Here is a 26,388-nt window from a genome sequence, read left to right on the forward strand (position 1 = left end):
TGTGCGGCCTCAATAGCGGATCTTCGGGTCGATCCAGGCGTAGAGGATATCGACCACGAGGTTGAAAAGGATCGTCAGCGCGCCGGTCAGGATGGTGATCCCCATGATCACCGAGTAATCCCGGTTGAGCGCCGAGTTGACGAAGAAGACGCCGATGCCGCCAGTGGAGAAATACATGTCCACCACGACCGAGCCGGTAATCATCGCCACAAAGGCCGGGCCCAGGTAGGACACGACCGGCAGCAGCGCGGGCTTGAGCGCGTGGCGGAAGATCACCCGGCGCATCGGCAGCCCCTTGGCGCGCGCGGTGCGGATGTAGTTGGCGTTCAGCACTTCGAGCATCGAGGAGCGGGTGAGCCGCGCGATCGAGGCCATGAAGGAAGTCGAGAGCGCGATCACCGGCATGATGACGTATTGCCATTGCCCTCCCTGCCAGCCGCCACCCGGCAGCCAGCCGAGCCAGAGGGTGAAAACCAGCACCAGGATCGGCGCCATGACGAAGTTCGGCAGCACCTGCGCACCGATGGAGATGCCCACGGCGAGGTAGTCGAGCCAGGAATTGTGATAGATCGCGGCCATGACACCCAGGCTCATGCCCACGACCACGGCGACGACGAAGGACCAGAACCCATAGGTCAGCGTCACCGGGAAGCCCTGCGCGATGATGTCGTTCACCGTCTGGTTCTTGTACATGTAGGACGGTCCGAAATCGAAATGGACGACCACGTTGTAGACATAGTTGAACATCTGCACGACGAGCGGTTTGTCCAACCCGTATTTCGCGTTGAGGTTGTCCATGACCTCCTGCGGCAGGGCGCGTTCCATGTCGAACGGGCCGCCGGGCGCGGCGTACATGATCACATAGGAGAAGACGACGAGGATGAGCAGCGTCGGGATGGCGACGGCCAACCTGCGAATGATGAAACTGAGCATGGGGGAGCCTGTTAAGGGGTGGGCGCGCAAGGGAAAACCCCTGCGCGCCCGTTCCAGTTACGCTTATTCGGCAACGCGGTAGAAGTCTTTCGAGTACCAGTTGTTTTCAGCGTTGTTATAGGGCCAACCCTTGATGTCCGCGCTGAGCAGGAAGGTGTTGGCGTAGTGGTAGATCGGCGCGATCGCGGACTCGTCCGAAATGATCTGCTCGGCTTTCGTGTACATCTCGTTCGGGTTGTCCGAGGTCTTCGATGCCAGCATCAACGAGTCGTATTCGGCGTTCGAGAACTTGCCGTCGTTGGAGCCGTGCGTTGTGGTGAGCAGGTCCAGGAAGGTCGAGGCCTCGTTGTAGTCCGCGCACCACGCAGAACGGGCAAGGTCGAAATGTCCGTCACGGCGGACATCCAGATAGGTCTTCCACTCCATGTTCTCGAGCGTGGTCGAGACACCGAGCTTCTGCTTCCACATCTGGCTGACGATCGTGGCGATCTGCTTGTGGCTCTCGGAAGTGTTGTAGATCAACTTGATATCGAGATCCTTCACACCGGACTCTTCCATCAGCCGCTTGGCCTCAGCATCACGCTCGGCCTGGGTCATGTTGGCAAAGTCGATCTCCGGCATCTCGAAACCGGCGGTCTTGACGTGGCTGAAGTTGTAGGCCGGCCACTGGCCACCCTTCAGCACCTGGTTCACGATCACGTCGCGGTCGATCGCCAGCGTGAGCGCACGACGCACGCGCGGATCCTGGATTTCGGGCTTCGCATCGGGGCGCAGGTTGAAGGCGTAGTAGTAGGAGCAGAGCCGCGGCACGGAATGCGCCTCGTCCGGCAGCTCTTCCTGCAGCGCCGGGAACTGGCCTGCGGGCAGCGGCTCGAGATGATCGAACTCGCCCGCCTTGTAACGAGTCAGCGCCTGCGTCTCGGAGTTGATGATGAGGCCGGTCGTCTTCTCGATGATGACGCTGTCGGCATTCCAGTACATCGGGTTCTTTTCGCGCGTGTGGTACTCGTTCAGCACCATCGCGGTCAGGTTGTAGGCGCCGTTATTGACCATGTTCTCCGGGTCGGTCCACTTGGCGCCGAATTTCTCGACCGTGGCCTGATGGACCGGCGAGAGCGTGGCATAGGTGGTCATGGCCGGGAAATAGGGCAGCGGCTGCGTGAGCTGCACTTCCAGCGTCTTGTCGTCGATCGCCTTGACGCCAAGCTCGGAGGGGTCCTTCTCGCCGGCGACGATCTCCTTGGCGTTCACCATCGAGGTCAGCTCGACATACCAGGCATAGGGCGAGGCGGTCGCCGGATCGGCGGCGCGCTGCCAGGCGTAGACGAAGTCCTGCGCGGTGACCGGGTCGCCATTGGACCATTTCGCGTCACGCAGGTGGAAGGTGTAGGTCTTGTTGCCGTTGGAAGCCTCGTAGCTCTCGGCCATGCCGGGGATCAGGTTGCCATCGGCGTCCTGGATCATCAGCCCTTCGAAGAGGTCTCGGATCACGTGGGAGCCGGCGGTTTCCTCGTTCAGCTGCGGGTCCAGCGTCGGGAACTGGTCAAGCAGACGATAGGTGAAGGTCTGGTTGTCGGAGAGCTTCTCTCCGGTCACCGGATGCGTGCCCTCGGCCAACGAAGCGGTCGCGAATACGGCCGTCGCTGCTGTGAGCGTGAGCATTGCCTTGAGGTTCATTATTGTCTCCCTGTTGATGGCAAGATGGGTCCGGGCTTTCGCCTCCAGACGTGCCTGCAGGCACTATGAACGCGCGGACCGACTGGCGCCAATATTTTCTGCTCGACGCGGGGCACAAGGGTGACGTAGCGGAACACAGAGCGCTGCCAAGCGAATTCAAGGGCTTCGCGCATGCGGCATCAAAGCGCTTCAAACACCAGTCCCGTGATTGCGTTATAATGCCCGAATCGGTCAATCCGGTTGACGGAAAACTCAAAGAATCTGCAGCAACGACAACTCTTCGGGCCCGTAGAAGACCTCGTCCTCGAGCCCATCGGTCAGGTCGGCTGACCCAGTCAGGAAGAGCCCCGCGGAAACCCCGGTATCCTCGTTGAACCAGACCCCGCCGGTGAAACCGAGCGCATGCCCCGCATGGCCGATCAGCGACCCCGGAATGCGCTTCTCGCTGCGATAAATCGTCAGCCCGAGGCCGAACGCGCCGAAATGGCCATCGCAATCATTGCCGTTGGGCGCATCGGGCGTGAACTTCCAGCTTGTCGCGCGTTGCAGGGCGCCGGCCGGACTGTCATCGCCCAGAAGCCGCGCCAGCCGCGCCGCTTCGATGACGCTCATGCGCAGCCCCGCATGGGGCGAAAACAGCAGCGTGTCGCGCTGCAACTCGTAATCGGCAAAACGGAAACCGCGCCCGTCTCCCCAGACGATATCGGCGCTCCAATCCGCCGCCTCCGGCTCGGTTTGCGGCTCGAACCCGGCCCGGCGCCGTTGATAGAGCGGCACGCGCCGCGCCCGTTCCGCAGCCGGCACACCGGCCCAGTTGAAGCCGCCCCCAATCCCCGCCGGCGCCAACACGAACTCCCGCGCAAGGGTGTCGAAACGGCGCCCCGTGACCGCTTCCAGCACGGCCCCCAACAGCACGTAGTTGAGGTTGCAATACCGGAACCAGCTCCCCGGCGCGTTTTCGGACTCCACCGCGCCGGCATTGGCCGCAACAAACCCCATCGGGCTTAGCGGGCGCTCGAAAATATACCCCGCCGCATCGGTCAGCCCGGAGGTGTGGTTGAGCAACATCCGCACCGTGACCCCCGAAAGCGTGCCCGGATCGCCCTCCAACAGCCCCGCCACCTCCGCGTCGAGATCCAGTTTCCCGCAAACGGCCAGCGCACAGGCAACCCGCGCCGTCGCCGCCTTGGAGATCGAGGCCATGCGCAGCCGCATCCCCGGATCGGCAAGGGCATTGCTGCCCGTCGCCGGCCGATCCGGGTGAATCCTGCCCGTGACATGCGCCTGCTCGCGGCCATCCCGATCGATCAGGCAGATCCCGCCACCGAGAAAGCCCCCCTCCGAAACGGCCCCCTCCAGCCGCTCCTTCAGCCGTTCAAACATGCAAGTCTCCGTTGTTTTCCGTCCAGACGCGTCGGCACGGGGTCAGGCTTCAAACGCCCGGATCATATCGATCACCTCGGCCGTCTTGCGCTCCAGCAGCGCCCTGTCGCCACGCGCCTCCACGTTCAGGCGCAGCACCGGTTCGGTCGAGGAGCGCCTCAGGCTGAGCCGCCAGTCGGCAAAGCTGAGCCCCAACCCGTCCATCCGGTCGATCTCGCAGCCCTCGCCCGTCAGCGCGGCCTCGATGGCCTCCATCGCCGCGCCGGCATCGGTGACGCGGAAGTTGATCTCGCCCGAGGAGGGATAGCGCGCGCGCATATCGCCAATCAGCGCCGAGAGCGGCTGGCCCGTCCGGCAGACATGCTCGGCGATGAGCAGCCATGGAATCATGCCGCTGTCGCAATACATGAAGTCGCGAAAATAATGATGCGCCGACATCTCGCCGCCATAGACCGCATCCATCTTGCGCATCGTCGCCTTCACATGCACATGGCCGGTCAGCGACACGACCGCCTCGCCGCCGTTCTGCGCCACGATTTCCTGCGTGTTCCACATCACGCGCGGGTCATGCACGATCTTCGCGCCCGGCACCTTCTCCAGGAAGGCCCGCGCCAGCAGCCCGACCAGGTACTCGCCATCAATGAAGGCGCCGGTTTCGTCGAACAGGAAACAGCGGTCGAAATCGCCATCCCAGGCGACGCCGAAATCCGCTCCCGCGGCGCGCACGGCCTCGGCGGTCACGGGGCGGTTTTCCGGCAGGAGCGGGTTCGGGATACCGTTCGGAAAGCTCCCGTCGGGCATATGATGCAGCCGCTCGAAAACGATCTCCGTCCCGCGCGCCTCCAGCGCCGTGGCAATGGCATCGAAGCACGGCCCTGCACAGCCATTACCGGCATTCACCAGCACCTTGCAGCCCGAAAGCGCGGTCGGATCGACGAAGGACAGAACCTTCTCGACATAGGCCGGCCGGGGATCTTCCTGCCGCAAACGTCCACGCGGACCAAACGGTGCATCGATCCCGGCGGCGACGAGGTCGTGCATCTCGCGGAAACCGCCATCGGGCGGGATCGGGCGGGCGCCGGCCTCCACCAGTTTGATGCCGTTGTAGTCGATCGGGTTATGCGAGGCCGTCACCATCAGCCCGCCCCCCGCGTCGAAATGATCGGTCGCGAAATAGACCTCCTCGGTGCCGCAGAGCCCGATATCGATCACGTCGACACCGCTCTCCAGCAAACCTTCCGCAAGGGCCGCCTGGAAACTCTGCGAACTGGCGCGAATGTCCCGGCCCAGCACCACCGTTCCCGGCTCCATCACCCGGGCAAAGGCCCGGCCGATCTGGCGGCAGATATTCTCGTCGAGGTCTTCGCCGACGCGCCCGCGCACGTCATAGCTCTTGAAACAGCCGAGCTTCATCCCGGATCTCCCGCTCATCCACGTTCCCTCGCTTATGCACGTTCCTCCGGGCGCGACCAAGGCCCGGCCCGCCAACGCGCGGCGCGACTTGCCCGAACCGTCTCCCTCGATTAGGGCTGCCGGCAAACAGGAGGCGCGCATGATAGATCTGGCCGGTTGGGGAGAGTTCCTTTGCGCCCTGTTGTTCTTCCTGCTCTCCCACTCCATCCCGGTCCGCCCGCCGGTAAAGGCCGCAATCGTGGCCCGGATCGGCGCGCGCGGCTTCACCCTCGCCTATTCCGCCCTGTCGCTCGGCGCGCTCGGCTGGCTGATCGGCGCGACGGGGCGCGCGCCCAGCGTCCTGCTCTGGGACCGGCTCCCCTGGCAGACATATGTTCCCCTGGTCGGCATGGCACTGGCCTGTGCCATCGCCGCGCTGGCTATCGCGCGCCCGAACCCGCTCTCCTTCGGCGGCGCGCAGAACGCCCGGTTTGACCCGCAGGCCCCCGGCATTGTCGGCTGGTTCCGCCACCCCTTGCTGGTGGCTCTGCTGGTCTGGTCGCTGGGACATATCCCGCCGAACGGCGAATTGGCGCCGGTCCTGCTCTTCGCGCTCTTCGCCGGGTTCTCGGTTCTCGGCATGCGGATCATCGACCGGCGGATGCAACGCCAGCTTGGTCCGGTCGAATGGCAACGGTTCGCCACCACGCGCCATGCGCTGCGCATCACCCCCGGCGGCGTGAAGCGCCTGCTCTGGGGTGCCCTGGCCTATCTTGCCCTTCTTTTTTCGCATGAGGCGATCATCGGCGTTACGCCGCTTCCGTGACCCGGAAGGCCGCTTTCCCTAGAAGGTATCAAGGATCAGGTTGAGGAACTCGCGTCGGTATTTCGGACAGGCGAACCGGGTACACATTGCCTGGCTGGCCGCGACCATCTCGGCGCATCGGGCAGGGTTCTCCCGCGCCCAGGCGAGTTTCTCCTCGATATCGCCCGCGCCGGGCTCCAGCGGAATGTAATGCTGCCAGGGGCGGAAGGCGCCGGTATAGAACAGCTCCCAGCCATCCTCCTCCTTCAGGACCACGGAGTTGGAATTGGCCGCGGTGAAGAAATTCGAGCCGGTATCGTGCCCCGACAGGCTGGCGATGTAGCGGTAGCCATAGACCCAGGGGAGCGGCACGCGCTCGGTACAGTAGAGCGACAGCAGGGAATCTTCCCGCAGCTTCCTGAACTGGTCCGGCAGGGTGAAACCGATATCGAAATCCGGATGGCCGAAATAGCGGCTGACGAATTCATATCGCGTGAGTTGCATCAGCTCCGCTTCCAGCAGCGTCTCCGCCTCGCTGCCACGCTCCGCCTTCATCAGGTCCTGCAGGATCTGGTGCGACGGGCGGCGGATCTTCTGATCGGGGAAGCGGTCGGCCAGCGCGCGCCCGGCCAGGTTGCCGCGCCAGACCAGCGCGTCCTTCTTCTCCTCGAACGGAATCGGATCAGGCGTCTCGGCTTGCGCGAAATGGCGCTCGCCGATGGTGTGATAGCCCGGCAAGGGCCAAAGCACGAGATTGGCCGCCCCGGGCCGCCGGTTATAGGTGACGATCCTGTTGTCAGGCGCGCGCATGCCGTCCGCGCCAAGGTTGCGCCCATCCTGCATGTCGATCTCCATCGCCCGTGGCCGGTGCAGCGACAGGACCTCGTTCAGAACCCCCTGCACCCGGTCGAGCTTGGGGATGCGCGGACGCGCGAGGAAGCGGTCCGCCTCCCAACCGAGCTCCCGAATGAGCGGCAGCGGTTCGCCCTGTCGGTCGAGCACCTGCGCCCGCCCGTCCCAGACGGCATGCACGGCAGAATGGCGGTTTGCGTCGAGCAGGGCATCGGGGGCGGGGTCCAGCGCCGCGCAATGGCGCGCTACCGATTCCACGAAAAGGCGGTCGATCGGCGCCGCGACCCGTTTCGGCCCGGCAACCTCCATCCCACCGCGCAGCGCCACGAGTTGCCGCTTGCGCTTCTCCCGGATCTTGCGCCCCGGCCCGCCCGGAACCTTGCGCAGCTCGAACCACGGCAACAGCCGCTCGGCCAGGTCGCCCGGCTGGTCGCTGTCTATATTGTAGCGAATGAACCGTTCATTGCCTTCGAAATGGGTCAGCACATCCGAGATATGCCGCTCCCAGTCCCGCAACCAGAACTGCGGCACCTCGCTGACCGGCAAGCCCAGATGATGGGCATGGAAGCGGATATACTGGCCGTCATGGTGGCTTGCCCGGCTGGCGGCCCAGGCCTCCGGATCGCGCTCGTTCAGAAGGAAAACCGCCTCGGGGAACTGTTCCTCCAGGAAACGGAATTCCTTGAAGGCTTCCAGCATCGGCCGGTCGTAGCGGTGCACGCTCTCAAGGTCCGAAAAAAGCCGGGCCTGGGGCCAATCCGTTAACGGACGCTTACCAACGGCTTTGGAATAGTAAATATCCTCGGCCAGCCCCCCCTGCCCCCAGTGGCGGGACTCGTAGCCATTTGCCTGGAACAGCTCGGAAATGAATTTCGTTCCGCATCGGTTGAATCCGATCTGAAAGACGACAGGGGCGGGCGATGCCATCAGGCGATCCTTGTTTTGAAAGGGCTTTCGCACCGAAATCTACGGCGCTTCATGCATGTGGTGAACCTGGTTCCTTGAAAAGTCGCAAACAACTTGGTCGGAAATTTGGCCCCCGCGTGCCCATTGGATGCGGGGCGCGCCTTTCCACCGATGATGACCCTGCGCCTTTGAGGAAAATCTTAACGGGATGCCTTTTTTTCGCCCGATTTCATTAAGCCAGGGGAAAGGCAAATATCATCATCTGAACCCATCGAGTTGATCCGGTGCGACGCCCCTCCGGGCGCGGACAATACGGTGGGGCAGACCATGACAACGACCATCTCCTTCGAAACTTCCGACACGGCTCTAGGCACGGTCTCGGGCGACATGTTCGGCGGCAATTTCCTGATCGACCGCGACCGCATGGACGACGGCACCTATGACGAGGCGATCACCGATCTCGGGCTGAGCAACCTGCGCTATCCCGGCGGAACCGTGACCGAATGGTATTTCGACCTCAACGACCCCAACAAGACCTGGGGCTGGGACCCGGAACGCGGAGAATGGCGCGAGCTGGAGCCGCTCTCCGATTTTCTTGCCGATGCGGCGGCGATGGGCGTTGGCGTCGACATGGTCATTCCCACCGGTTGCCTGCTGACCGAGGGCGATGTCGGCAGCCGCGTGCCCATCGATACCGCCTATCAGGATGTCTACAATTTCGTCTACCACCTGCTGTCGGGCGTCTATGGCGAGGCCGAGATCGTCACCCTCGAGATCGGAAACGAATACTGGCTGGGCGGCGGCATGGATGTGGGCGAATACGCTCAGGTGGCGTCCGTCATCGCCGAGGCCTCGCAGGACGCGATGTACCAGCTCAAGGCCGACGGCCGCGTTCCGGCCGATTGGGACGAGCCGGAAATCGCCATTCAGCGCGGTCAGTACGGCAAGTATTCCACCGAAAAAGGCTGGGTTCAGAACGATTACCTGATCGACGCGATCTCCGACAAGGCCGCCGCGGCCATCGACGCCGTCGTGACCCATTACTACGCTTCAGGCGACTACGAGGATCTCGCCGGCACGTCCTATCGTTTCGACTATCTCGATAGCTGGAACGAGAGCGGGCGCTTCGGCGATCTGGACTACTACGTCACCGAGTGGAATGTCGCCGGCAACAATTCCGACGATCTCGGCATGCGCGGCGCTTCGGTCATGTTCTACATCTTCTCCGAGATGGTGACCCGGGGCGTGGATGCCGCCTATGCCTGGCCCGTCCAGCAGACGACCGACATCACGCTGACAGGCAACGAGGGCGACACGTCCCTGACCATTTCCGGTGAAGCCTTCGCGATGCTGTCCGAAAATACCGCCGGAAAGGACCTGATCGCGCGGCACGACTACGGCGACGGGCATGTCTATGTCTATGAAGACGCCGATCAGACCGTCGTCTACATCGCGTCGCGCAACGGCGGCGACAGCGAGGTGGAACTCGATCTCACCGCGCTCGGGCTGGATGGCTACTATTACACCACCACGACGCTCGGCACCGATGGCGCGCTCGACGACCCCGATGCCGAACCGATCCTCTCGATCGAGACCGGCTATACCAATACCGGCGGATCGGCCCTGTTCGACATCGGCGGCTATGGCGTCGTGCAGATCGTGTTCGAGCGCGGCGATACCTTCCTGCACGAACTCCTGGGCACGGAAAGCAGCGACGTGCTGTCTGGCTCCGACACCGAGGATGCGATGAACGGGCTCGGCGGCAACGACACCATTTATGGCGCGGGCGCCAATGACTCGCTTTTCGGCGGCGACGGGATCGATACGATCTCGGGCGGCGACGGCGACGACCAGATCTCCGGCGACAAGGGCGCCGACAAGCTCTTCGGCGATTCCGGTTCCGACTGGATCGGCGGCGGCGACGACAATGACCGGATCGATTCCGGCAGCGGCGCGGATATCGTGGGCGGTGACGGGGGCGACGACCAGATCATCGATGGCGGCGGTGCGGACCGGGTCTGGATGGGCGATGGCAACGACAAGTTCGAGGACTGCGCCCTGAACGACAATGGCAATGACGAGGTCTATGGCGGCGAGGGCGACGACCGGATCGTCGCCTATGCGGGCGATGACCTGCTCATGGGCGAGAACGGGAACGATCGCATATACGGCGGCACCGGTCATGACACGCTGGAAGGCGGCGATGACGACGACACGCTGAATGGCGAGGGGCAGGACGACCTGCTCAATGGCGGCGACGGGCGCGACAAGCTGTATGGCGGCCACGGCCAGGACGAGATCTTCGGCATGGAAGGCGACGACTGGATGTATGGCGAAGGCGGCGACGACATCATGGATGGCGGCGATGGCCGAGACCTCGTCGACGGCGGTGTTGGCGCCGATGTGCTGATCGGCAATGCCGGCGACGACAAGCTCTATGGCCGCGCCGGCGGCGACACGCTCGAAGGCGGAAGCGGCAGGGACTACCTCTATGGCGGCGCCGACAGCGACACCCTTACAGGTGGCACCGAGGATGACCGCCTTTACGGCGAGGATGGCAACGACCAGCTCTTCGGCGAGGATGGCGATGACCGGCTCTATGGCGGTCTCGATAGCGACAGGCTGGACGGCGGCGCAGGCAGGGACATCCTCGACGGCGGCGCCGGCAACGATTTGCTCAAGGGCGATGCCGACGACGACTGGCTCTACGGCCGGGACGGTGACGACGTGATGCACGGCGGCTCCGGACGGGACCTGCTCGAGGGCGGTGTCGGCGATGACTGCCTGTTCGGGGATGACGGGGATGACTTCCTCGCCGGGGGCGACGGGCAGGACCTGCTGGTCGGCGGCACGGGCAACGACACACTCGTTGCCAGCGACGATGGCGGCTGGCTTCAGGGCGGCGAAGGCAATGACACGTTCGTCTTCGACACGTCCGAGGGCGTCCACAATGTCTATGATTTCGAGGCCGGAGACACGATTCGGATCGCCGGCGGCGGACAACTCGACATCGATTACCAGGACAACGGGAATATCGAGATCACCTGCGGCGACACGACGATCGTGCTCTACGGCTCCGATCCCGGTGTGGTTGCAGACGATTACCTTGTCGCCTGATGCCAATTCGTCTCGGCCTTTGGCCTTGCCTTGGTGTGTATTCGGCGCGATGAACCAGCGACCGAAGCTTCTGGAAAGGCCTGGGCCATGGACAAGCCATGCATCATCTGCGTCGCGATCACCGGATCCGTCGCAACAAAGGAAAACAATCCCGCCGTTCCGATCACGGTCTCCGAACAGGTCGAGAGCGTTCACGAGTCCTTTGAAGCGGGTGCCGCGATCGCGCATTGCCACGTCCGCAACGACGACGGCTCCCCCAGTTCGGACCCCGAGAAATTCGGCCGCCTGAAAGAAGGCGTGGAAAAGCACTGCCCCGGCATGATCGTGCAATTGTCCACCGGCGGCCGCTCCGGCGCCGGCACCGCGCGCGGCGGCATGTTGCCGCTTGCACCCGACATGGCCTCGCTGTCGGTGGGCTCGAACAATTTCCCGACACGTGTCTACGAGAACCCGCCCGATCTGGTGGACTGGCTCGCCAGCGAAATGCGCAAATATGACGTGAAGCCCGAGGTCGAGGCCTTCGATCTCAGCCACATCCATCAGGCCGTCGCCATGAACCGCGACGGGCGCATTCCCGGCACGCTCTACGTGCAATTCGTCATGGGTGTGAAGAATGCCATGCCTGTGGATAAGGACGTGTTCGACTACTACATCCGCACCATGGAGCGCCTCGCCCCCGAGGCCGAGTGGTGCGCCGCGGGCATCGGCCGGCACCAGATCACCGTGAACGAGTGGTGCATTGCCGCGGGCGGCCACACCCGCACCGGCCTCGAAGACAATGTCCGGCTGGACGCCAACACGCTTGCGCCCTCCAACGCCGCGCTGGTCAGGCGCGCGGTCGAGCTGTGCGAGAAATACGAGCGCCCCGTCGCCACCTGGCAGCAGGCACGCGAGATCCTCGAACGGCCACTCAGGACAGCCTGAGCCCCGCGATAGTCGCGAAAACATGAAAGCCGCCCGGAGCCTCGCTCGGGCGGCTTTTCATTCCTGCCGAACAGGGTGGATCAGTGCGTCCAGACCGTGCGGCGGTTGGTGGCGAAATTCTCGCCATAGCCATTCTTGCGAATGACCGGCTTGCGCTTCTTGGGCTCGACCAGAACATAGTCGATCCCCTTGGCTTTCGCATAATCCACGGCGGCTTCGCGGCTGTCGAATTTCAGCTTGATCTGGGCGGCCATGTCCGAATTGCTCGGCCAGCCCATCAGCGGATCAATCGCGCGACCACCCTCGGGTACCATCTCGAGCATCCAGACCTTCGTCTTTCCGGTCCCCGATTGCATGGCATTCTTTGCAGGCTGATAGATACGCGCGCGCATGGGCACTCTCTCCTTGGATCCTGGCGAATATATCGCCAAGCTGGCCCCTTTGTGCAAGGGGCCAATCTGTCTCGGGAGGGAGAAGGGTGGTTGCCAGCCGGTGTCGAGGGAATGGGGGGTGGGTCGTGAGGCGAACCGGCCGGCAACCGTACTGCTGCGTGGACTTAACGTAGCGTCATTTTGCTCGAATCGCCAGCCAATTCACCCCCATCCGAGAACCAATGATCCCCCACGGACCCCACTTCCGCCACCGTGGAAACAAATAAGCGGGCAAGAACAAGCGCCTGCCCGCCCGTTCACAAGGCGCTTACTTGCACTTTGCCCTTGGGCAGTTGAAATGGAACAAAACCGGACCATTGCCCCAACCAAGGCGACTCGCCCATGCCCTATGCCCATTCCGACAAGCGCGAACCGACCCTTCACAGCCCTGCGCCCGATGTCAGGGCGCGGGAGAAACTGGAAGGCGGCAAGCACTTCGAGTTGCATGCGTCATTCGAGCCGGCCGGGGACCAGCCCCAGGCCATTGTCGAGATAACGGAAGCCCTCCGGCAGGGAGAGCGCGATCAGGTCCTGCTCGGCGCGACCGGCACCGGCAAGACCTTCACCATGGCCAAGGTGATCGAGCAGACACAGCGCCCCGCGATCATCCTTGCCCCCAACAAGACGCTCGCCGCCCAGCTTTATGGCGAGTTCAAGAGCTTCTTTCCCGACAACGCGGTGGAGTATTTCGTCAGCTACTACGACTACTACCAGCCGGAGGCCTATGTCGCCCGCTCGGACACCTATATCGAGAAGGAATCGCAGATTAACGAACAGATCGACCGGATGCGCCACTCCGCGACCCGGGCGCTTCTGGAACGCGATGACGTGATCATCGTCGCCTCCGTCTCCTGCATTTACGGCATCGGCTCGGTCGAAACCTACGGGGCGATGACGCAGGATCTGCATGTCGGAAAGGAATACAACCAGCGCGAGGTGATGGCCGACCTGATTGCCCAACAATACCGCCGCAACGATCAGGGCTTCCAGCGCGGCTCCTTCCGGGTGCGCGGCGACGTGCTGGAGATCTGGCCTGCCCACCTCGACGACCGCGCCTGGCGATTGTCCTTCTTCGGCGAGGAACTGGAAGCGCTGACGGAATTCGACCCGCTCACAGGCGCAAAGACCGACACGTTCGAGCGCATCCGCATCTACGCCAATTCCCACTACGTCACGCCCAAGCCGACGATGAAACAGGCCATCAACGGCATCAAGAAGGAGCTGAAGCAGCGCCTCTCCCAGCTGGTCGACGAGGGCAAGCTGCTGGAGGCACAACGCCTCGAACAACGCACCAATTTCGACCTCGAAATGCTGGAAGCCACCGGCGTCTGCAACGGCATCGAGAACTACTCCCGCTACCTCACCGGCCGCGCTCCCGGCGAGCCGCCGCCCACGCTGTTCGAGTTCATCCCCGATCGCGCGATTGTCTTCGCAGACGAAAGCCACGTCTCCGTGCCCCAGATCGGCGGCATGTATCGCGGCGACTACCGGCGCAAGTTCACGCTGGCCGAGCACGGCTTCCGCCTGCCCTCCTGCATGGACAACCGCCCGCTCAAGTTCGAGGAATGGGACGCGATGCGCCCGCAATCCGTCTTCGTCTCCGCCACGCCCGCGGCCTGGGAACTGGAGCAAACGGGGGGCGTCTTCACCGAACAGATCATCCGCCCCACCGGCCTGCTGGACCCGGAAGTGGAGATCCGCCCCGTCGAGATGCAGGTGGACGACCTCCTCGACGAGATCCGCAAGGTCACCGCGCGCGGCTTCCGCACCCTCGTCACCACGCTGACGAAACGCATGGCCGAGGACCTCACCGAATACCTGCACGAACAGGGCATCAAGGTCCGCTACATGCATTCCGACATCGACACGATCGAGCGGATCGAGATCCTGCGCGACCTGCGTCTCGGCGCGTTCGACGTGCTGGTCGGCATCAACCTGCTCCGCGAGGGGCTCGACATCCCCGAATGCGGCCTCGTGGCGATCCTCGATGCCGACAAGGAGGGCTTCCTGCGCTCGGAAACCTCCCTCATCCAGACCATCGGCCGCGCCGCGCGCAACGCCGATGGCCGGGTGATCATGTATGCCGACCGCATCACCGGCTCGATGGAACGCGCGCTGAAGGAAACCGAGCGCCGCCGCGTCAGGCAGATGGCCTATAACGAGGAACACGGGATCACGCCGGAGACCATCCACAAGAACGTCGAGGACATCCTGCAGGGCCTCTACCAGGGCGATGTGGACATGGCGCGGGTCACGGCACAGGTCGACAAGCCGCTGCACGGCGCCAACCTGGAGGCGCATCTCGACGGGCTGCGCACCGAAATGCGCAAGGCCGCGGAGAACCTCGAATTCGAAGAAGCCGCCCGCCTGCGCGACGAGATCAAGCGGCTGGAAGCGGTGGACCTGACCATCTCCGACGACCCGCTGGCGCGCCAGAGCGCTGTCGAAGCCGCCAGCGAAGCCGCGCTCAAGGGTCAGGGACGCTCAACGGCCGGACGGCCGGGACAGCGCGGCGGCGTGAAGAGGCGGAAGAGGTAAGAAACTATGAAGATCACTTCTCTCAACCTTCGGCAAGGCGGAGGTCCGAGAATTGGCGCGCTCTCTGATTGGCTTCTAAAAACCGAAAGCGACGTCTTGGTTTGTTCTGAATTTTGCCGCAACCGTGCCGGCAGCGTCTTAGCAGAAGCGCTCGAACTAGGTGGGTTCAAAGGATTCGTTTCAAAGACACGAACAACACGTGAATACGGTGTCGCGGTCTTTGCCAGGGGTGACCCAAGTCCCCTCGACTTAAAGACCGCCGATGTCGATGTCGGCCGCATCGTCGGATGTATCATAGGTGGGGTCTCGATTGCTGGCGTATACTTCGCCCAAAAAGATGCCAAACGAACCTTGTTCGAGTTTCTTCTTTCCCCACAAAACGGACTTGGCGACAACCATCTCGTGATCGGCGATTTCAACACCGGATTGCACTACCTCGACGAAGATGGTGCCACTTTTAGCTGCGCGGATCAGTTCAAAGAACTTACGAATAGTGGTTTCGTCGATTTGTGGCGCAAAACAAATGGCGCGAAGACGCGCGAGTTCTCTTGGGTGTCTAATCGAGGGGGACAGTATCGAATAGACCACGCATTCGCCACGAAGGCGATTAGTGATCGTATGTCGCGATGCCAGTATGACCACAGTACGCGTCCAAAACTAACCGATCACTCTGCTTTATCGGTTGAATTTCATTCGACGTGATCTCGGGGTGACTTTCCATTCTTGAAATGACTCTCCTCCTGAACTTGGCCCGGGCGTCCAGCCCGGGCCGCGCCCGACCCTCCCCCAGGGAGGGCGCATTGGCGATGTCCTGCACCGCCCACCCCGAGTCCGGGGCTTCAAGGATACACTGCCAAGCACAAGCGCCCCGAGGCGCCCACCCAGGGTCGGGCGCGTCCCTCCGCTCTGCCATTCGACGCCCCGGGCTGCGCGATGGCGTGACACGGCGCGGGCGTCGCGGCTGAATATCCACTGACGCCTTCGGCAATTAACGCTTTGGCAAGACTTGCCTGCGAAATCTGATCCATGTCCACGATTGTGCGAATGGGTGCAGATGCCATGGCAAAGACCACGGGAAGAAAACCTCAGGCAGAAACCGCCGAGGGCTTGGGGAAGTTCATGGTGGTTGGTCTGGTTCTTGTGTCGGCCCTGATCGCAGCGAGCTGCGCGGGCCTGTCACTCTATGTCGGGAACGGTTGGCTGAGAACGATCGCGATCTATTTCTCGACCGGCGTTGTCTCCTCTGTCCTATTGTTGCTCTACGTGATCTTTAACGAGATGCGAAAGCAGGACTCGGAAGCGCAACCCGAACCTTCCCCGCACGCCCTTGCCCAAACGCAGGAGCGCTTGGGAAAAGCGGCCTGAGACCAGCGGCCCGCGAAGGCCTCTGAAGCGGAACAGGGTAACCACTTCTTAACCGAGATGAACGAGCGTCGAGGCCATGTGGACTCGTGCTGCTCTCCTGATTCACGGCGTACTCGCCATGCTCTTCGCAACGGCGCTTGCCTGCGAGGCCGGTGGCGGGTGGCCACGCGGAACGGACCGCGTTTTTGCCTCCGTCTCCTATTCGACCTTCGGTGACATGCAAGCCTACGCGACGGGCCTTGCCTACAGCATTCCCGGCGTCGAACCGCCCGAGCTTGCGGAAGAAATCGGTCTCTATGTCGAACTTGGCCTCTCCGAGACGCTGACCTTCGGCCTCGACCGCAACAGCCGGCCGAAACAGGAAACCCAGAGCACCATCTTCTTCCTGCGCAAGAATTACTCCCGCCCCAACTGGCGCAACAGCTACGGCATCGAGATCGGGTTCGGCAGCTACAGGGACTGGCGGCAGATCAACGAGACCCAGTTGCGACTCGGCCTTGCTTGGGGGCGCGGCTTCGAGACGCGCTGGTTTGACGGTTGGGCCGAGGTGGATGCGAAAGTGGCGACGCTCGAAAAGACGGAGTCCATCTATTGGAAAGTCGACTCGACCCTCGGCATCAAGCCGAACGACCGCTCGCTGATTTTCCTTCAGATGCAATCGGGCGCCATGGACGATTTCGACATCTATACCCGCGCGGTTCCAACCTACGTGATGAAGATCAACCAGCGCATCAGCCTGGAATCCGCCGTGACCGTGGGCGTGCGCAATGACGACGCGCAGGGCATAAAAGTCGGCGCGTGGCTCGAATTCTGACGGAAAAGAACGACGTCCCTGCGCGGAGAGCTTTTGCCCCCCCGCAGGGTTTGTCTATAACTCGACCCATGGCCGATCCGCATCTCGAACTGCCCCCCGCAGCCAGTCCGACCACGAATGAGCGTGCCGCGATTCCGCCCGCCATGCCAGACACCCTGCCGGTCGCCGCGCTCGTGCTGGGCGCCGCCGTCTGGGCGGACGGTCAGCCATCCCCCACATTGCGCCGCCGGGCGCTGCACGCCGCACGCCTCTACCAGGACGGCCATGTCACGCATATCGTCGGCTGTGGCGGCATCGGGAAGAACCCGCCCAGCGAAGCGTCGGTCATCGCCAGCATCTGCCGGCAGGCCGGGATCCCGGAATCCGCCATCCGCGAGGAGCCGCACTCGACGCGCACGCTCGAAAACATCGCCAACGCCCGACCGATCGTGCAGGAGATCGGCACGCAGCAGGTCTGCGTCGTCACCGACGGATACCACCTCCCGCGGGCGCGCCTCATTGCAAGGCGATTGGGCCTGACCTGCATCGACGCACCGCCGGTGCCGCCGGCCCCCCTCACCGCGCGCAAGCTGAGAACCATGCTCCGCGAAGCAATTGCCTATCTGTGGTATCTGCTCCGGGCGCCATCCGCGCCCTGACGCGTCAGCGTACGACCATCACCGCGCAGACGGCATGACGCACGACCTGCGCCGCTGTGCTGCCAAGCAGGTAGTCCGCCATGGCTGGCCGGTGGCTGGCAATGATTATGCAATCATTGCCGTGCTCCTCGGCATAGTCGAGGATCGTCCGGCCCGCATGGCCTTCGACCAGCGCACCATGCCCGTTGGGCACCTGGGCCGCCAGCCGGGCAAGCTCGCTCATCAGCCCTTCGCGCGTAGCTTCGGACAGGTCGAGCGGCATGTAATGCATGGCATATGCCGGAATATGTTCCATGACATGGAGTAAGGTGATCGCCGCTTCGGGCGCCGCCAGGGTACGCGCGACATCGAGCGCAGCGCTGATCTTTGCGTCATCGTCGAAGGACACCGGCACGAGGATCTTGTGGTACATTGTTCCCTCCCGTACACGCGCCAAGTATCCGGCGAAAACAAATTAACCGCCTTGATTCAGGTCACTTTCGAAAAATATCACGCGTGCCGGATAAAGGGCGACAGGACCGGCGCGCCGGGCAGAAGCCGACCCAGGCTGTCGAAATCCGAAGACGGGTTGGAGGCCCAGACCGGTCGGCTGGCCAGCCCCTCTATCACGGCGGCCTGTTCCTTCAGCACGGACGCAAGCCGCGCCGCGAAGGCCTCGCGTGTCGGGGCCTCGTGATACCCGTGGACCTCATGCACGCAGACCGGCTCGTAGACCGTGAAACCGCAATAGCGCAGCGCATGGGCCAGCGGCCAAAGCTGCAAGCGCAAGTCACCCTCCCGCCCATCCGGCCCGCATTCGGCCGCCCGGCAACCGGTGGACACGCATATCAGCGCGCGCTTACCCGCGCAGGGGCCATCCTCGAAACGCTGATCGACAGTGTGCAGCACCCCGTGCACCAACGCCCGGTCGAACCACCCTTTCATCATCGCGGGCGGCCCGAACCACCAGATCGGGAAATGCAGGATCAGCAGGTCGGCGGCGCGAACCTTGGCCACCTCCGCCGCAAGGTCCGGCGGAAGCGAGCCGGCCGCTGCGGCCTCCTCCTGCACCCGCAAAGGGTCGAACCGCCCCTCGTGGCGATAGAGTTCCGCCCGCTCGGCCGGATCGAACCCCATCGCGTAGAGATCGGAAGTGGCAACGTCGCCCGAACGGGCAGCCGCCTCGGCGGAGGCCCGCGCCCAGGTGGCGGTGAAAGAGTCCGGCTCGGGATGAACCGAAACCACGAGCGTGTTGGTCAAGACGTCCTCAATGGAAACTGGATGCGACGTCATACATGACCGGTTCGAAGCTCCGGCACAATTCGTTGATCCGCCTGTTCCGGGCGCGCATTTCGTCGCTGCGCAACATGGCAAGGAAATCCTCCCGCCGCGCCCATTGCGAGTAATTGGCGATCCGCGTCTGCGCGTCGTTCACATGCAAGCCCGCGCCCACGAAACCGGGCTGCTTGGAAATGAAGTTCTCGTATGCATCCACCAGTTCGTCCATCAGGTCCTGGCAGGTGCCCGGCGTCATCTCGAACGTTGTGATGACGGTCTGAACATCGTTGTCTGTGGAAATTGTCGGCATGGCGCCCTCCCCTTCTTTCGGCAAGCCTAGCATGTGAAAGCGCGCCGGAGGGTGGGAAATTCTGCCGCCGGGACCCCACGGAACAGATCTTCCAGAACCGCGCCGACGGCCACGGACAAAAAGGCCCGCCAATTGGATAAAGGCGGGCCGGGTTCTGAGGATTTTCGCCAGATCAGCGGACGACATGCACCGCGCATTTGGCGTGGCGAACCACGCGAGCCGCGGTCGATCCCAGGAAATAGTCCTGCATGCCGGGCCGGTGCGACGCAATCACGATGCAGTCGATCTTTGTTTCGTCGGCATAGTCGAGAATCGTGCGGGCGGAATGGCCTTCGACCACGACAACCTCGGCATTTTCGACATTCTCCGACAAAGCCGACAGCCCGCCGGTGATATCGGCGCGGGCCTTTTCCAGATGGTCGGGCGGCAGGTATTCGGTCGCATATTGCGGCAGGTGTTCCATCACATGCAGCAGCGTTATCTTTCCGCCCTCGGCGCGAATGGCCTGGGCGATATCCATCGCCTCGCGGGCATTGCGATCCGCCTCGAAGGAAACGGGGACGAGGATGTTGTCATACATGATGCGATATCTCCTTAGATGGCGTCAGGGTAGACCTCAATCCGGCCCTGTTCCTTGATTCATGTCAGCCAGACGGCCGTAAAGGCGCACGTCCGTCCCAACCGGACAGACAAGGCCGGGATACGGGTGGAATAGTCGTTTGCGATTGTCATGGATCCCTTGCGCACGCCCCTCCGAACGCTACCCTGCGACGGGAAGGAAACTGACGCAAGAGACGATGTCCGCAAAGAAAACCGACCCGATCCGCCCGACGGATGACGCAGCCAGAGCGTTGGCGCAGGAATTGCTGGCGCAGGCCCGCTTTGCCGCGCTTGGCGTTCTGGAACCTGACAGCGGCACGCCATTTGTCTCGCGCATCGCCATCGGGCAAGCCCCCAACGGCACACCGCTCACGCTCGTCTCCTCCCTGTCGCAGCATACCGGCGCGCTCAGGGCCAATCCCGCCTGTTCTGTGATGGTCGGCGAGCCGGCGGACAAAGGGGATCCGCTGACCCATCCCCGGCTCACGTTGCAATGCCGGGCGCGTTTCGTGGAGCGGCAGTCGCCCGAACACGGGATCCTGCGCGCGAGCTGGCTGGCAAGCCACCCCAAGGCGAAGCTCTACGTCGATTTCGGGGATTTTTGTTTCGCCATGCTGGAGGTGGAGCGGGCCTTCCTCAATGGCGGTTTCGGCAAGGCCTACCAGCTATCACCGCAGGATCTCGCCCCGCGCCTGTAGGCGTCTATTTCTCCGACAGCGCCGCCAGCTTGCCACGGCTCATCAGGAGTTGCGTCCGGCGCGGACTGCTGACCGATGCATAGACATCGACGAAAACAGCCTGCTTTGTGAGCTTGCGCAGCGCACCCGGCTTGCACGCCTTCTTGGCCGACCCGCAGGCCCGCGCCCGCATCGCGGCATAGGCCTTGTCGGTCTCCGATCCCTTTGGCTTCATCCCGACGGGGCCGTAATGGACGAGTTCATACAGCTCGACAGAGCCGAACATCGCCACGGCGCCGCTCACTTTTCGGGCACAGCCATCGGAGAAGCCGGTCACATGGAAATCCCGCACAGCGGTGCTGCCGGGAGCGGTGTCGTGCAGCTTCCAGCCGCCGGGCCCTTTCTCGACCACCTTGCCCAGCGCCTTGCCGCGCAACCCGCAGGCTTTTGCGACCGGGCCGGACTCCTCGCTCTGTTCGGCGATCCCTGTCGGCGTCTTGCTCGAAGCACGAAACAGGCCACCAATGCCTTTCTTGCCCTCGGCCGACAGGCTTGCCGGGAGAGCGAAGACAAGAGTGAGCACAACGAGACCCCGCGCGAGAACGTGCGAAATCGGCATGATGGAAAACCCCTGGTGGAAAAACAGGGTTTGAATACCCTGCCCGAATCTTTCGCGCAAGCACCGGAGTTACCCGTACGGAAAGCCGGCATGATCCTGCCGAAACCCGACCGGGTGCCGACCCTTGACTTCGCCGCGCTTCAGTTTCTGCATGCAACCCTCCGTGGTCGCTGGACGCTCTCCGCCCGAAATCGACCGCTCCAACGCTCCCAAAGGCTCCCCATGACCAAGCTTCAGAACACGCGCGGCCCGATGACAACAGCCATCCACGGCGGCGAAGCCCCCGACCCGACGACCGGCGCCTCTGCCCCGCCGCTGCACATGACATCGACCTATGTCACCGATCAGGTCGCCGGCTTCTCGGCGCATGATATCGGCGAGGAGAGCGGTTATCTCTACACCCGCTGGGGCAACCCGACCGTGGACATGTTCGAAAGGAAAATGGCCGCGATGGAAGGCACGGAAGCCTGCCTTGCCACCGCCTCCGGCATGGCCGCGGCCTCGGCGATCTTCCTCACCTTCCTGTCGGCGGGTGATCATGTCGTCGTCTCTGACGTCTCCTATGCCGGCGTGGCCGAACTGGCGCGCGACACGCTCCCCCGGCTCGGGATCGAAGTGAGCCTTGTCGACATGTCGGACCTGGAGGCCGTGGCCGCCGCGATCCGCGACACCACGAAACTCGTGCATTGCGAGACCCCCGTGAACCCGATCATGCGGCTCACCGACCTGGCCGCGGTCTCCAGGCTGGCCCATGATGCCGGCGCGCTGCTCTCCTGCGACGCGACCTTCGCCTCGCCGCTGGGGCAGGACAACGCGGCCCTCGGCGTGGACCTCGTGATGCACTCGGTCACCAAGTATATCGGCGGCCATGGCGATGCGGTGGGCGGCATCGTGGCCGGTTCCGCCGAGTTGATCGCACGGCTGCGGCTGGAAGCGGGAATCCACCACGGCGGCATCCTCTCACCCTTCAACGCCTGGCTCATCGCGCGCGGCGCGGCCACCCTGCCGCTGCGCATGCGCGCGCATGAAGCAGGTGCGCTGGAAATCGCCAACTGGCTCGAAACCCGCGACAGCGTCACGCGCGTATTTCACCCCGGCCTCGCCTCGCACCCACAGGCAGACCTGGCCGCGCGGCAGATGTCCAATACCTCCGGCATGATCTCTTTCCAGGTAGGCAGCGCCGCACACGGGCAGGAACTGGCGCAGCAGATGATCGACCGGCTGGAGATTATCCATTACGCGGTCTCGCTCGGCCATCACCGCAGCCTGATCTTCTGGATGGAGACCGAAGGCCTGATGGAAACGTCCTTCCGCCTCAACGGGCCCAATCTGGAAAGCTACCGCGCATTCGCCGGCGACGGGATTTTCCGGCTGTCGGTCGGACTGGAAGATGCCGAGGACCTGATCGCCGACCTGACAAAGGTGCTATAGAAGCGACAATCCTCGTGGAGATCCGCAGGATCGTGCCTCCGGTGGAGGTGTTTCCGGAATTATGAGTTGGATGACCGCCCAACTCATCATCTGTTCCCAAATATCCTGGGGGGAGCGCTCGCCAGAGCGCGGGGGCAAAGCCCCCCCGTTCCGCCATCGCGGCAAAGCCAAGGGCATGGATCTCAGCGCGCGTCCAGATCCTCGATATCGATGACACCGGCAACAGATTTCATCGCACCGCGCACCTGCGGGCTGACCGGCAGATCCGTGCCCAGCTCCATGTCCACCTCTCCGGGCAGTCCCGGATCGATCAGCGTCACCCGGATCGCGCCCCTGGCCCGCACAGGCCCGGCCTCGCGCGTGCGCGCAAGGATGGAATGCAGCGTCGGAACCGCGCGCCCGTCATTCACGAAGAGCCGGAACCCGCCCCCACCGGCTCCGCCGCCGGCGCTCTCCGCGTCAACCGGGCGTGCGCCCTTGCAAAGCAGCTTGAGCTGTTCACTCTCCATCGTCGCCTCGACCGTGACCACGACATTCTGCCCCGGCTCCAGGAAGTCCCGCGCCTTTTCCAGCGTGTCTGAAAACACGGTCATCTCGTAGAGCCCCGTCGGGTCCGAGGCCTGAACAAAGGCGAACCGGTTGCCGCGGGCCGATTTCCGCTCCTGCTTGCCGGCAATCGAGCCTGCCATTTTCACCACCGCCGCCCCGTGCTTGACCATCTCGGACACCTCCGAGACCGTCTTGACGCCGCGCCGCTTGAGCATGCTCATATAGTCGTCCAGCGGGTGGCCGGAGAGGTAGAAGCCGATCGCGGCGTGCTCCTCGCGCAGACGCTCGCCGGGCAGCCAGTCATCGTCATCGCCGAGGCGCGGTTCCGGCAGATCCTCCCCCGCTTCGCCGAACAGCGAGACCTGGTCGGAATTGCGCTGCTCGTGGATCGCCGCCGAATAGGCCACCAGTGCGTCGAGCGATCTCAGCACGCGATGCCGGTTCCGGTCCAGCACGTCGAACGCGCCGGCACGCGCCAGCATCTCCAGCGGCCGCTTGCCGACATGTTTCAGGTCCACCCGTCGGGCGAAATCAAAGAGAGTCACGAAGGGGCCATCCGCGCGGCCCTTCACGATCAGCGTCATCGCCTCGTGGCCGACATTCTTCAGCGCCGCGAGGGCATAGATCAGCTTGCCATCCTCCACCGAGAAGGTCTCGATCGAGCGGTTGATGCAAGGGGCCACGATTTCGATATCCAAGCCCCGCCGCACCTCCTCGGCATAGACCGAGAGCTTGTCCGTCAGGTGGATATCGCAGTTCATGATGCCGGCCATGAACTCGACCGGGTAATTCGCCTTGAGATAGGCCGTCTGGTAGCTCACCACGGCGTAAGCCGCGGCGTGGGACTTGTTGAAGCCGTAATTGGCGAATTTCTCCAGCAGGTCGAACACCTCGCTGGCCTTCTTCTTGTCCACCCCGTTCTCGCCCGCGCCCTTCTCGAATTTCGGCCGCTCGGCGTCCATCGCCTCCTTGATCTTCTTGCCCATCGCGCGGCGCAGCAGGTCCGCACCGCCAAGCGAGTAGCCCGCCATCACCTGGGCGATCTGCATCACCTGCTCCTGGTAGACGATGATGCCCTGCGTCTCCTCCAGGATATGGTCGATCAGCGGGTGTACGGACTCGCGCTCCTTCACCCCGTTCTTGACCTCGCAATAGGTCGGGATATTCTCCATCGGCCCGGGCCGGTAGAGCGCCACGAGGGCCACGATATCCTCGATACAGGTGGGTTTCATGCGCCGCAGCGCGTCCATCATGCCCGAGCTTTCCACCTGGAACACGGCGACGGTCTTGGCGGCGGCGTAAAGCTCGTAGGTCTTCTCGTCATCCAGCGGGATGTGGTCGATATCCACCTCGACCCCGCGCAGCTTCAACAGGTCCAGCGCGTTCTGGATCACGGTCAGCGTTTTCAGGCCCAGAAAGTCGAACTTCACCAGCCCGGCCTGCTCCACCCACTTCATGTTGAACTGGGTGGCCGGCATGTCCGAGCGCGGATCCTGGTAGAGCGGCACCAACTCGTCGAGCGGCCTGTCCCCGATCACGACGCCAGCGGCGTGGGTGGAAGCGTTCCGCAGCAGCCCCTCGACCTGCTGGCCATAGGTCATCAGCCGCTCGACCTGCTCGTCATTCCTCGCCTCCTCGCGCAACCGTTCCTCGGTCGCCAGCGCCTTCTCGATGGAAACGGGCTTCACCCCTTCCACCGGGATCATCTTGCTGAGCCGGTCCACCTGCCCGAACGGCATCTGCAACACGCGGCCAATATCGCGCACCGCCGCCTTCGACAGCAGCGCACCAAAGGTGATGATCTGGCCCACCTTGTCATGGCCATACTTGTCTTGAACGTAGTGAATCACCTCCTCGCGGCGATCCATGCAGAAGTCGATATCGAAGTCCGGCATCGACACCCGTTCGGGGTTCAGGAAGCGCTCGAACAGCAGCGAATAGCGCAGCGGGTCCAGGTTGGTGATGGTCAGCGCATAGGCCACCAGCGAGCCCGCGCCCGAGCCCCGCCCCGGCCCGACCGGAATATCGTGCTCCTTGGCCCATTTGATGAAGTCGGACACGATCAGGAAATAGCCGGGGAAGCCCATCGACTCGATGATCCCCAGCTCGAATTCCAGCCGCTCGTTATACTTTTCGACGCTCGCGGCGTGGGGAATGACCGCCAGCCGATTCTCCAGCCCCTCATGGGCCTGCCGGCGCAACTCCTCCACCTCGTCCGCAGCAAAAGTCGGCAGGATCGGATCTCGCAACTCCGAAACGACGTGGCAGCGCCGCGCGATCTCGACCGTGTTCTCGATCGCCTCCGGCAGATCGGCAAACAGGGCCGCCATCTCCTCGGGTGTCTTCAGGTAATGCTGCGGCGTCAGGCGCCGCCGTGCCTCCTGCTGGTCGACATAGGCGCCCTCGGCGATACAGATCAGCGCGTCATGCGCCTCGTAGAACCTGGATTTCGGGAAATAGACGTCATTGGTCGCCACCAGCGGCAGCTCCAACTCGTAGGCGTTCTCGACGAAGAACCGTTCGGTCAGCACCTCGGCCTCCGGCAGCCCGTCCTCGCCCGGATGCCGCTGCAACTCCACGTAGAGCCGGTCCGGGAAAGCCGCCCTGAGCTTGTCCAGGAACTCCCGCGCCTTGGGCTCCTGCCCCGCGCGCACCATCCGGCCCAGCGCGCCGTCCGGCCCGCCCGTCAGGCAGATCACGCCCTCCGAGTGCTGGGCCAACTCCTCGGCCGTCACATGCGGCAACTGGTGGTCGCCGCGCAGATACAGGCAGGAATTGAGCTTCATCAGGTTGCCGTATCCCGCCTCGTCCTGCGCCAGCAGGACAACGGGCGCAGGCGGCACCGGCTTCTGCCCCGGCAGGACCGGCTCGTATTCCAGGTCCACCTGGCAGCCCATGATCGGCTGGATCCCGGCCTTGCTCGCCGTGACGGAGAATTCCAGCGCCGCGAACATGTTGTTGGTATCCGTCACCGCGACCGCCGGCATGCCCATTTCACGGCACAGCCCGGGCAGTTTCTTGGTCCGGATGGCCCCTTCAAGGAGCGAGTATTCGGTGTGAAGGCGGAGGTGAATGAATCGGGGGGCGCTGCTCATGAACGGACCCTACGCGAGGGCGCGGCGGGAAGAAAAGAGCTGAATTCGCCCCGAAGATATCCATTGCGAATCGCC

General features: G+C 63.4%; 22 protein-coding genes. 10 read left to right on the forward strand and 12 right to left on the reverse strand.

The genetic code is table 11. The annotated features are described in order from the left end of the window. Positions 1-9: 9 nt before the first annotated feature. The 4 genes from oppB to AX756_RS10895 form a co-directional block, all read right to left on the reverse strand. Complete coding sequence (gene oppB / locus AX756_RS10880; protein WP_068311014.1) at positions 10-933, reverse strand: oligopeptide ABC transporter permease OppB; 924 nt, start codon at positions 931-933, stop codon at positions 10-12. 63 nt (positions 934-996) lie between these two features. Continuing rightward, entirely contained in the window at positions 997-2,610 is a 1,614-nt protein-coding gene (locus AX756_RS10885) for a peptide ABC transporter substrate-binding protein (RefSeq protein ID WP_068311017.1), read from the reverse strand. A 252-nt stretch (positions 2,611-2,862) separates the two neighbouring features. Beyond that, entirely contained in the window at positions 2,863-3,993 is a 1,131-nt protein-coding gene (locus AX756_RS10890; protein ID WP_068311029.1) for a serine hydrolase domain-containing protein, read from the reverse strand. A gap of 42 nt (positions 3,994-4,035) precedes the next feature. Continuing rightward, the gene (locus tag AX756_RS10895; RefSeq protein WP_269432949.1) at positions 4,036-5,424 is read right to left on the reverse strand and encodes a phosphohexomutase domain-containing protein; all 1,389 of its coding nucleotides are present in this window, start codon (positions 5,422-5,424) and stop codon (positions 4,036-4,038) included. 121 nt (positions 5,425-5,545) lie between these two features. On the opposite strand from AX756_RS10895, the gene AX756_RS10900 reads away from it, so the two are divergent. Then, positions 5,546-6,211: an NnrU family protein gene (locus tag AX756_RS10900; RefSeq protein ID WP_068311034.1), complete on the forward strand. Its 666-nt coding sequence runs from the start codon at positions 5,546-5,548 to the stop codon at positions 6,209-6,211. A gap of 18 nt (positions 6,212-6,229) precedes the next feature. Here the strand turns inward: AX756_RS10900 and AX756_RS10905 are convergent, their stop codons facing one another. After that, complete coding sequence (locus tag AX756_RS10905) at positions 6,230-7,969, reverse strand: glycosyl transferase family 90 (protein ID WP_068311036.1); 1,740 nt, start codon at positions 7,967-7,969, stop codon at positions 6,230-6,232. A 306-nt stretch (positions 7,970-8,275) separates the two neighbouring features. Between AX756_RS10905 and AX756_RS10910 the strand changes: the two genes are divergently transcribed. Further along, positions 8,276-11,065: a calcium-binding protein gene (locus tag AX756_RS10910; RefSeq protein ID WP_156461455.1), complete on the forward strand. Its 2,790-nt coding sequence runs from the start codon at positions 8,276-8,278 to the stop codon at positions 11,063-11,065. An 87-nt stretch (positions 11,066-11,152) separates the two neighbouring features. Next, positions 11,153-11,989, forward strand: a complete 837-nt coding sequence (locus AX756_RS10915; protein ID WP_068311040.1) for a 3-oxoadipate:acetyl-CoA acetyltransferase — start codon at positions 11,153-11,155, stop codon at positions 11,987-11,989. Between the two features lie 80 nt (positions 11,990-12,069). On the opposite strand, the gene AX756_RS10920 is transcribed toward AX756_RS10915, so the two are convergent. Further along, the gene (locus AX756_RS10920; RefSeq protein ID WP_068311042.1) at positions 12,070-12,381 is read right to left on the reverse strand and encodes an ETC complex I subunit; all 312 of its coding nucleotides are present in this window, start codon (positions 12,379-12,381) and stop codon (positions 12,070-12,072) included. 381 nt (positions 12,382-12,762) lie between these two features. On the opposite strand from AX756_RS10920, the gene uvrB reads away from it, so the two are divergent. The 5 genes from uvrB (at position 12,763) to AX756_RS10950 (ending at position 17,775) form a co-directional block, all read left to right on the forward strand. Beyond that, positions 12,763-14,958, forward strand: coding sequence for an excinuclease ABC subunit UvrB (gene uvrB / locus AX756_RS10925; RefSeq protein WP_068311044.1), 2,196 nt, complete (start codon positions 12,763-12,765; stop codon positions 14,956-14,958). A gap of 6 nt (positions 14,959-14,964) precedes the next feature. Continuing rightward, on the forward strand, positions 14,965-15,660 hold the full coding sequence (locus tag AX756_RS25090) for an endonuclease/exonuclease/phosphatase family protein (protein WP_082739047.1): 696 nt from the start codon (positions 14,965-14,967) through the stop codon (positions 15,658-15,660). A 357-nt stretch (positions 15,661-16,017) separates the two neighbouring features. Continuing rightward, positions 16,018-16,323 (forward strand): hypothetical protein, encoded by a 306-nt coding sequence (locus tag AX756_RS10940; RefSeq protein ID WP_156461456.1) that lies wholly within the window; start codon positions 16,018-16,020, stop codon positions 16,321-16,323. Positions 16,324-16,399: 76 nt separating this feature from the next. Continuing rightward, a complete protein-coding gene (locus tag AX756_RS10945; protein ID WP_068311053.1) occupies positions 16,400-17,137 on the forward strand; it encodes a hypothetical protein in 738 nt (245 codons plus the stop codon). A gap of 68 nt (positions 17,138-17,205) precedes the next feature. Further along, complete coding sequence (locus AX756_RS10950) at positions 17,206-17,775, forward strand: YdcF family protein (protein ID WP_231701033.1); 570 nt, start codon at positions 17,206-17,208, stop codon at positions 17,773-17,775. Positions 17,776-17,779: 4 nt separating this feature from the next. Here AX756_RS10950 and AX756_RS10955 read toward each other — a convergent pair whose 3' ends face one another. The 4 genes from AX756_RS10955 to AX756_RS10970 form a co-directional block, all read right to left on the reverse strand. Beyond that, positions 17,780-18,187, reverse strand: coding sequence for a universal stress protein (locus AX756_RS10955; protein WP_068311055.1), 408 nt, complete (start codon positions 18,185-18,187; stop codon positions 17,780-17,782). Positions 18,188-18,264: 77 nt separating this feature from the next. Continuing rightward, the gene (locus tag AX756_RS10960) at positions 18,265-19,014 is read right to left on the reverse strand and encodes an NAD(P)H-dependent oxidoreductase (RefSeq protein ID WP_156461457.1); all 750 of its coding nucleotides are present in this window, start codon (positions 19,012-19,014) and stop codon (positions 18,265-18,267) included. A gap of 7 nt (positions 19,015-19,021) precedes the next feature. Then, positions 19,022-19,342, reverse strand: coding sequence for an antibiotic biosynthesis monooxygenase family protein (locus tag AX756_RS10965; protein ID WP_068311060.1), 321 nt, complete (start codon positions 19,340-19,342; stop codon positions 19,022-19,024). A 172-nt stretch (positions 19,343-19,514) separates the two neighbouring features. Then, entirely contained in the window at positions 19,515-19,922 is a 408-nt protein-coding gene (locus AX756_RS10970) for a universal stress protein (RefSeq protein ID WP_068311062.1), read from the reverse strand. A 217-nt stretch (positions 19,923-20,139) separates the two neighbouring features. Between AX756_RS10970 and AX756_RS10975 the strand changes: the two genes are divergently transcribed. Then, the gene (locus tag AX756_RS10975; RefSeq protein WP_068311064.1) at positions 20,140-20,640 is read left to right on the forward strand and encodes a HugZ family pyridoxamine 5'-phosphate oxidase; all 501 of its coding nucleotides are present in this window, start codon (positions 20,140-20,142) and stop codon (positions 20,638-20,640) included. 4 nt (positions 20,641-20,644) lie between these two features. Here AX756_RS10975 and AX756_RS10980 read toward each other — a convergent pair whose 3' ends face one another. Beyond that, positions 20,645-21,238: a hypothetical protein gene (locus AX756_RS10980; protein ID WP_156461458.1), complete on the reverse strand. Its 594-nt coding sequence runs from the start codon at positions 21,236-21,238 to the stop codon at positions 20,645-20,647. A 90-nt stretch (positions 21,239-21,328) separates the two neighbouring features. Here AX756_RS10980 and AX756_RS10985 point away from each other — a divergent pair, with 90 nt between their 5' ends. Then, positions 21,329-22,669, forward strand: coding sequence for a trans-sulfuration enzyme family protein (locus AX756_RS10985; RefSeq protein WP_231701034.1), 1,341 nt, complete (start codon positions 21,329-21,331; stop codon positions 22,667-22,669). Positions 22,670-22,851: 182 nt separating this feature from the next. Here the strand turns inward: AX756_RS10985 and dnaE are convergent, their stop codons facing one another. Beyond that, complete coding sequence (gene dnaE / locus AX756_RS10990) at positions 22,852-26,313, reverse strand: DNA polymerase III subunit alpha (protein WP_068311068.1); 3,462 nt, start codon at positions 26,311-26,313, stop codon at positions 22,852-22,854. Positions 26,314-26,388: the final 75 nt, after the last annotated feature.

The sequence above is a fragment of the Aliiruegeria sabulilitoris genome, from assembly GCF_001558155.1.
GTDB lineage: Bacteria > Pseudomonadota > Alphaproteobacteria > Rhodobacterales > Rhodobacteraceae > Tropicimonas > Tropicimonas sabulilitoris.

Coding starts and splice junctions, on each gene's coding strand:
- AX756_RS10885 (WP_068311017.1), bottom strand. CDS start 2,610: ATGAACCTCAAGGCAATGCTCACGCTCACAGCAGCGACGGCCGTATTC.
- AX756_RS10970 (WP_068311062.1), bottom strand. CDS start 19,922: ATGTATGACAACATCCTCGTCCCCGTTTCCTTCGAGGCGGATCGCAAT.
- AX756_RS10895 (WP_269432949.1), bottom strand. CDS start 5,424: ATGAGCGGGAGATCCGGGATGAAGCTCGGCTGTTTCAAGAGCTATGAC.
- oppB (WP_068311014.1), bottom strand. CDS start 933: ATGCTCAGTTTCATCATTCGCAGGTTGGCCGTCGCCATCCCGACGCTG.
- AX756_RS10945 (WP_068311053.1), top strand. CDS start 16,400: ATGTGGACTCGTGCTGCTCTCCTGATTCACGGCGTACTCGCCATGCTC.
- AX756_RS25090 (WP_082739047.1), top strand. CDS start 14,965: ATGAAGATCACTTCTCTCAACCTTCGGCAAGGCGGAGGTCCGAGAATT.
- AX756_RS10915 (WP_068311040.1), top strand. CDS start 11,153: ATGGACAAGCCATGCATCATCTGCGTCGCGATCACCGGATCCGTCGCA.
- AX756_RS10900 (WP_068311034.1), top strand. CDS start 5,546: ATGATAGATCTGGCCGGTTGGGGAGAGTTCCTTTGCGCCCTGTTGTTC.
- AX756_RS10985 (WP_231701034.1), top strand. CDS start 21,329: ATGATCCTGCCGAAACCCGACCGGGTGCCGACCCTTGACTTCGCCGCG.
- AX756_RS10905 (WP_068311036.1), bottom strand. CDS start 7,969: ATGGCATCGCCCGCCCCTGTCGTCTTTCAGATCGGATTCAACCGATGC.
- AX756_RS10940 (WP_156461456.1), top strand. CDS start 16,018: ATGGCAAAGACCACGGGAAGAAAACCTCAGGCAGAAACCGCCGAGGGC.
- AX756_RS10890 (WP_068311029.1), bottom strand. CDS start 3,993: ATGTTTGAACGGCTGAAGGAGCGGCTGGAGGGGGCCGTTTCGGAGGGG.
- AX756_RS10965 (WP_068311060.1), bottom strand. CDS start 19,342: ATGCCGACAATTTCCACAGACAACGATGTTCAGACCGTCATCACAACG.
- dnaE (WP_068311068.1), bottom strand. CDS start 26,313: ATGAGCAGCGCCCCCCGATTCATTCACCTCCGCCTTCACACCGAATAC.
- AX756_RS10955 (WP_068311055.1), bottom strand. CDS start 18,187: ATGTACCACAAGATCCTCGTGCCGGTGTCCTTCGACGATGACGCAAAG.
- AX756_RS10950 (WP_231701033.1), top strand. CDS start 17,206: ATGGCCGATCCGCATCTCGAACTGCCCCCCGCAGCCAGTCCGACCACG.
- uvrB (WP_068311044.1), top strand. CDS start 12,763: ATGCCCTATGCCCATTCCGACAAGCGCGAACCGACCCTTCACAGCCCT.
- AX756_RS10975 (WP_068311064.1), top strand. CDS start 20,140: ATGTCCGCAAAGAAAACCGACCCGATCCGCCCGACGGATGACGCAGCC.
- AX756_RS10920 (WP_068311042.1), bottom strand. CDS start 12,381: ATGCGCGCGCGTATCTATCAGCCTGCAAAGAATGCCATGCAATCGGGG.
- AX756_RS10980 (WP_156461458.1), bottom strand. CDS start 21,238: ATGCCGATTTCGCACGTTCTCGCGCGGGGTCTCGTTGTGCTCACTCTT.
- AX756_RS10910 (WP_156461455.1), top strand. CDS start 8,276: ATGACAACGACCATCTCCTTCGAAACTTCCGACACGGCTCTAGGCACG.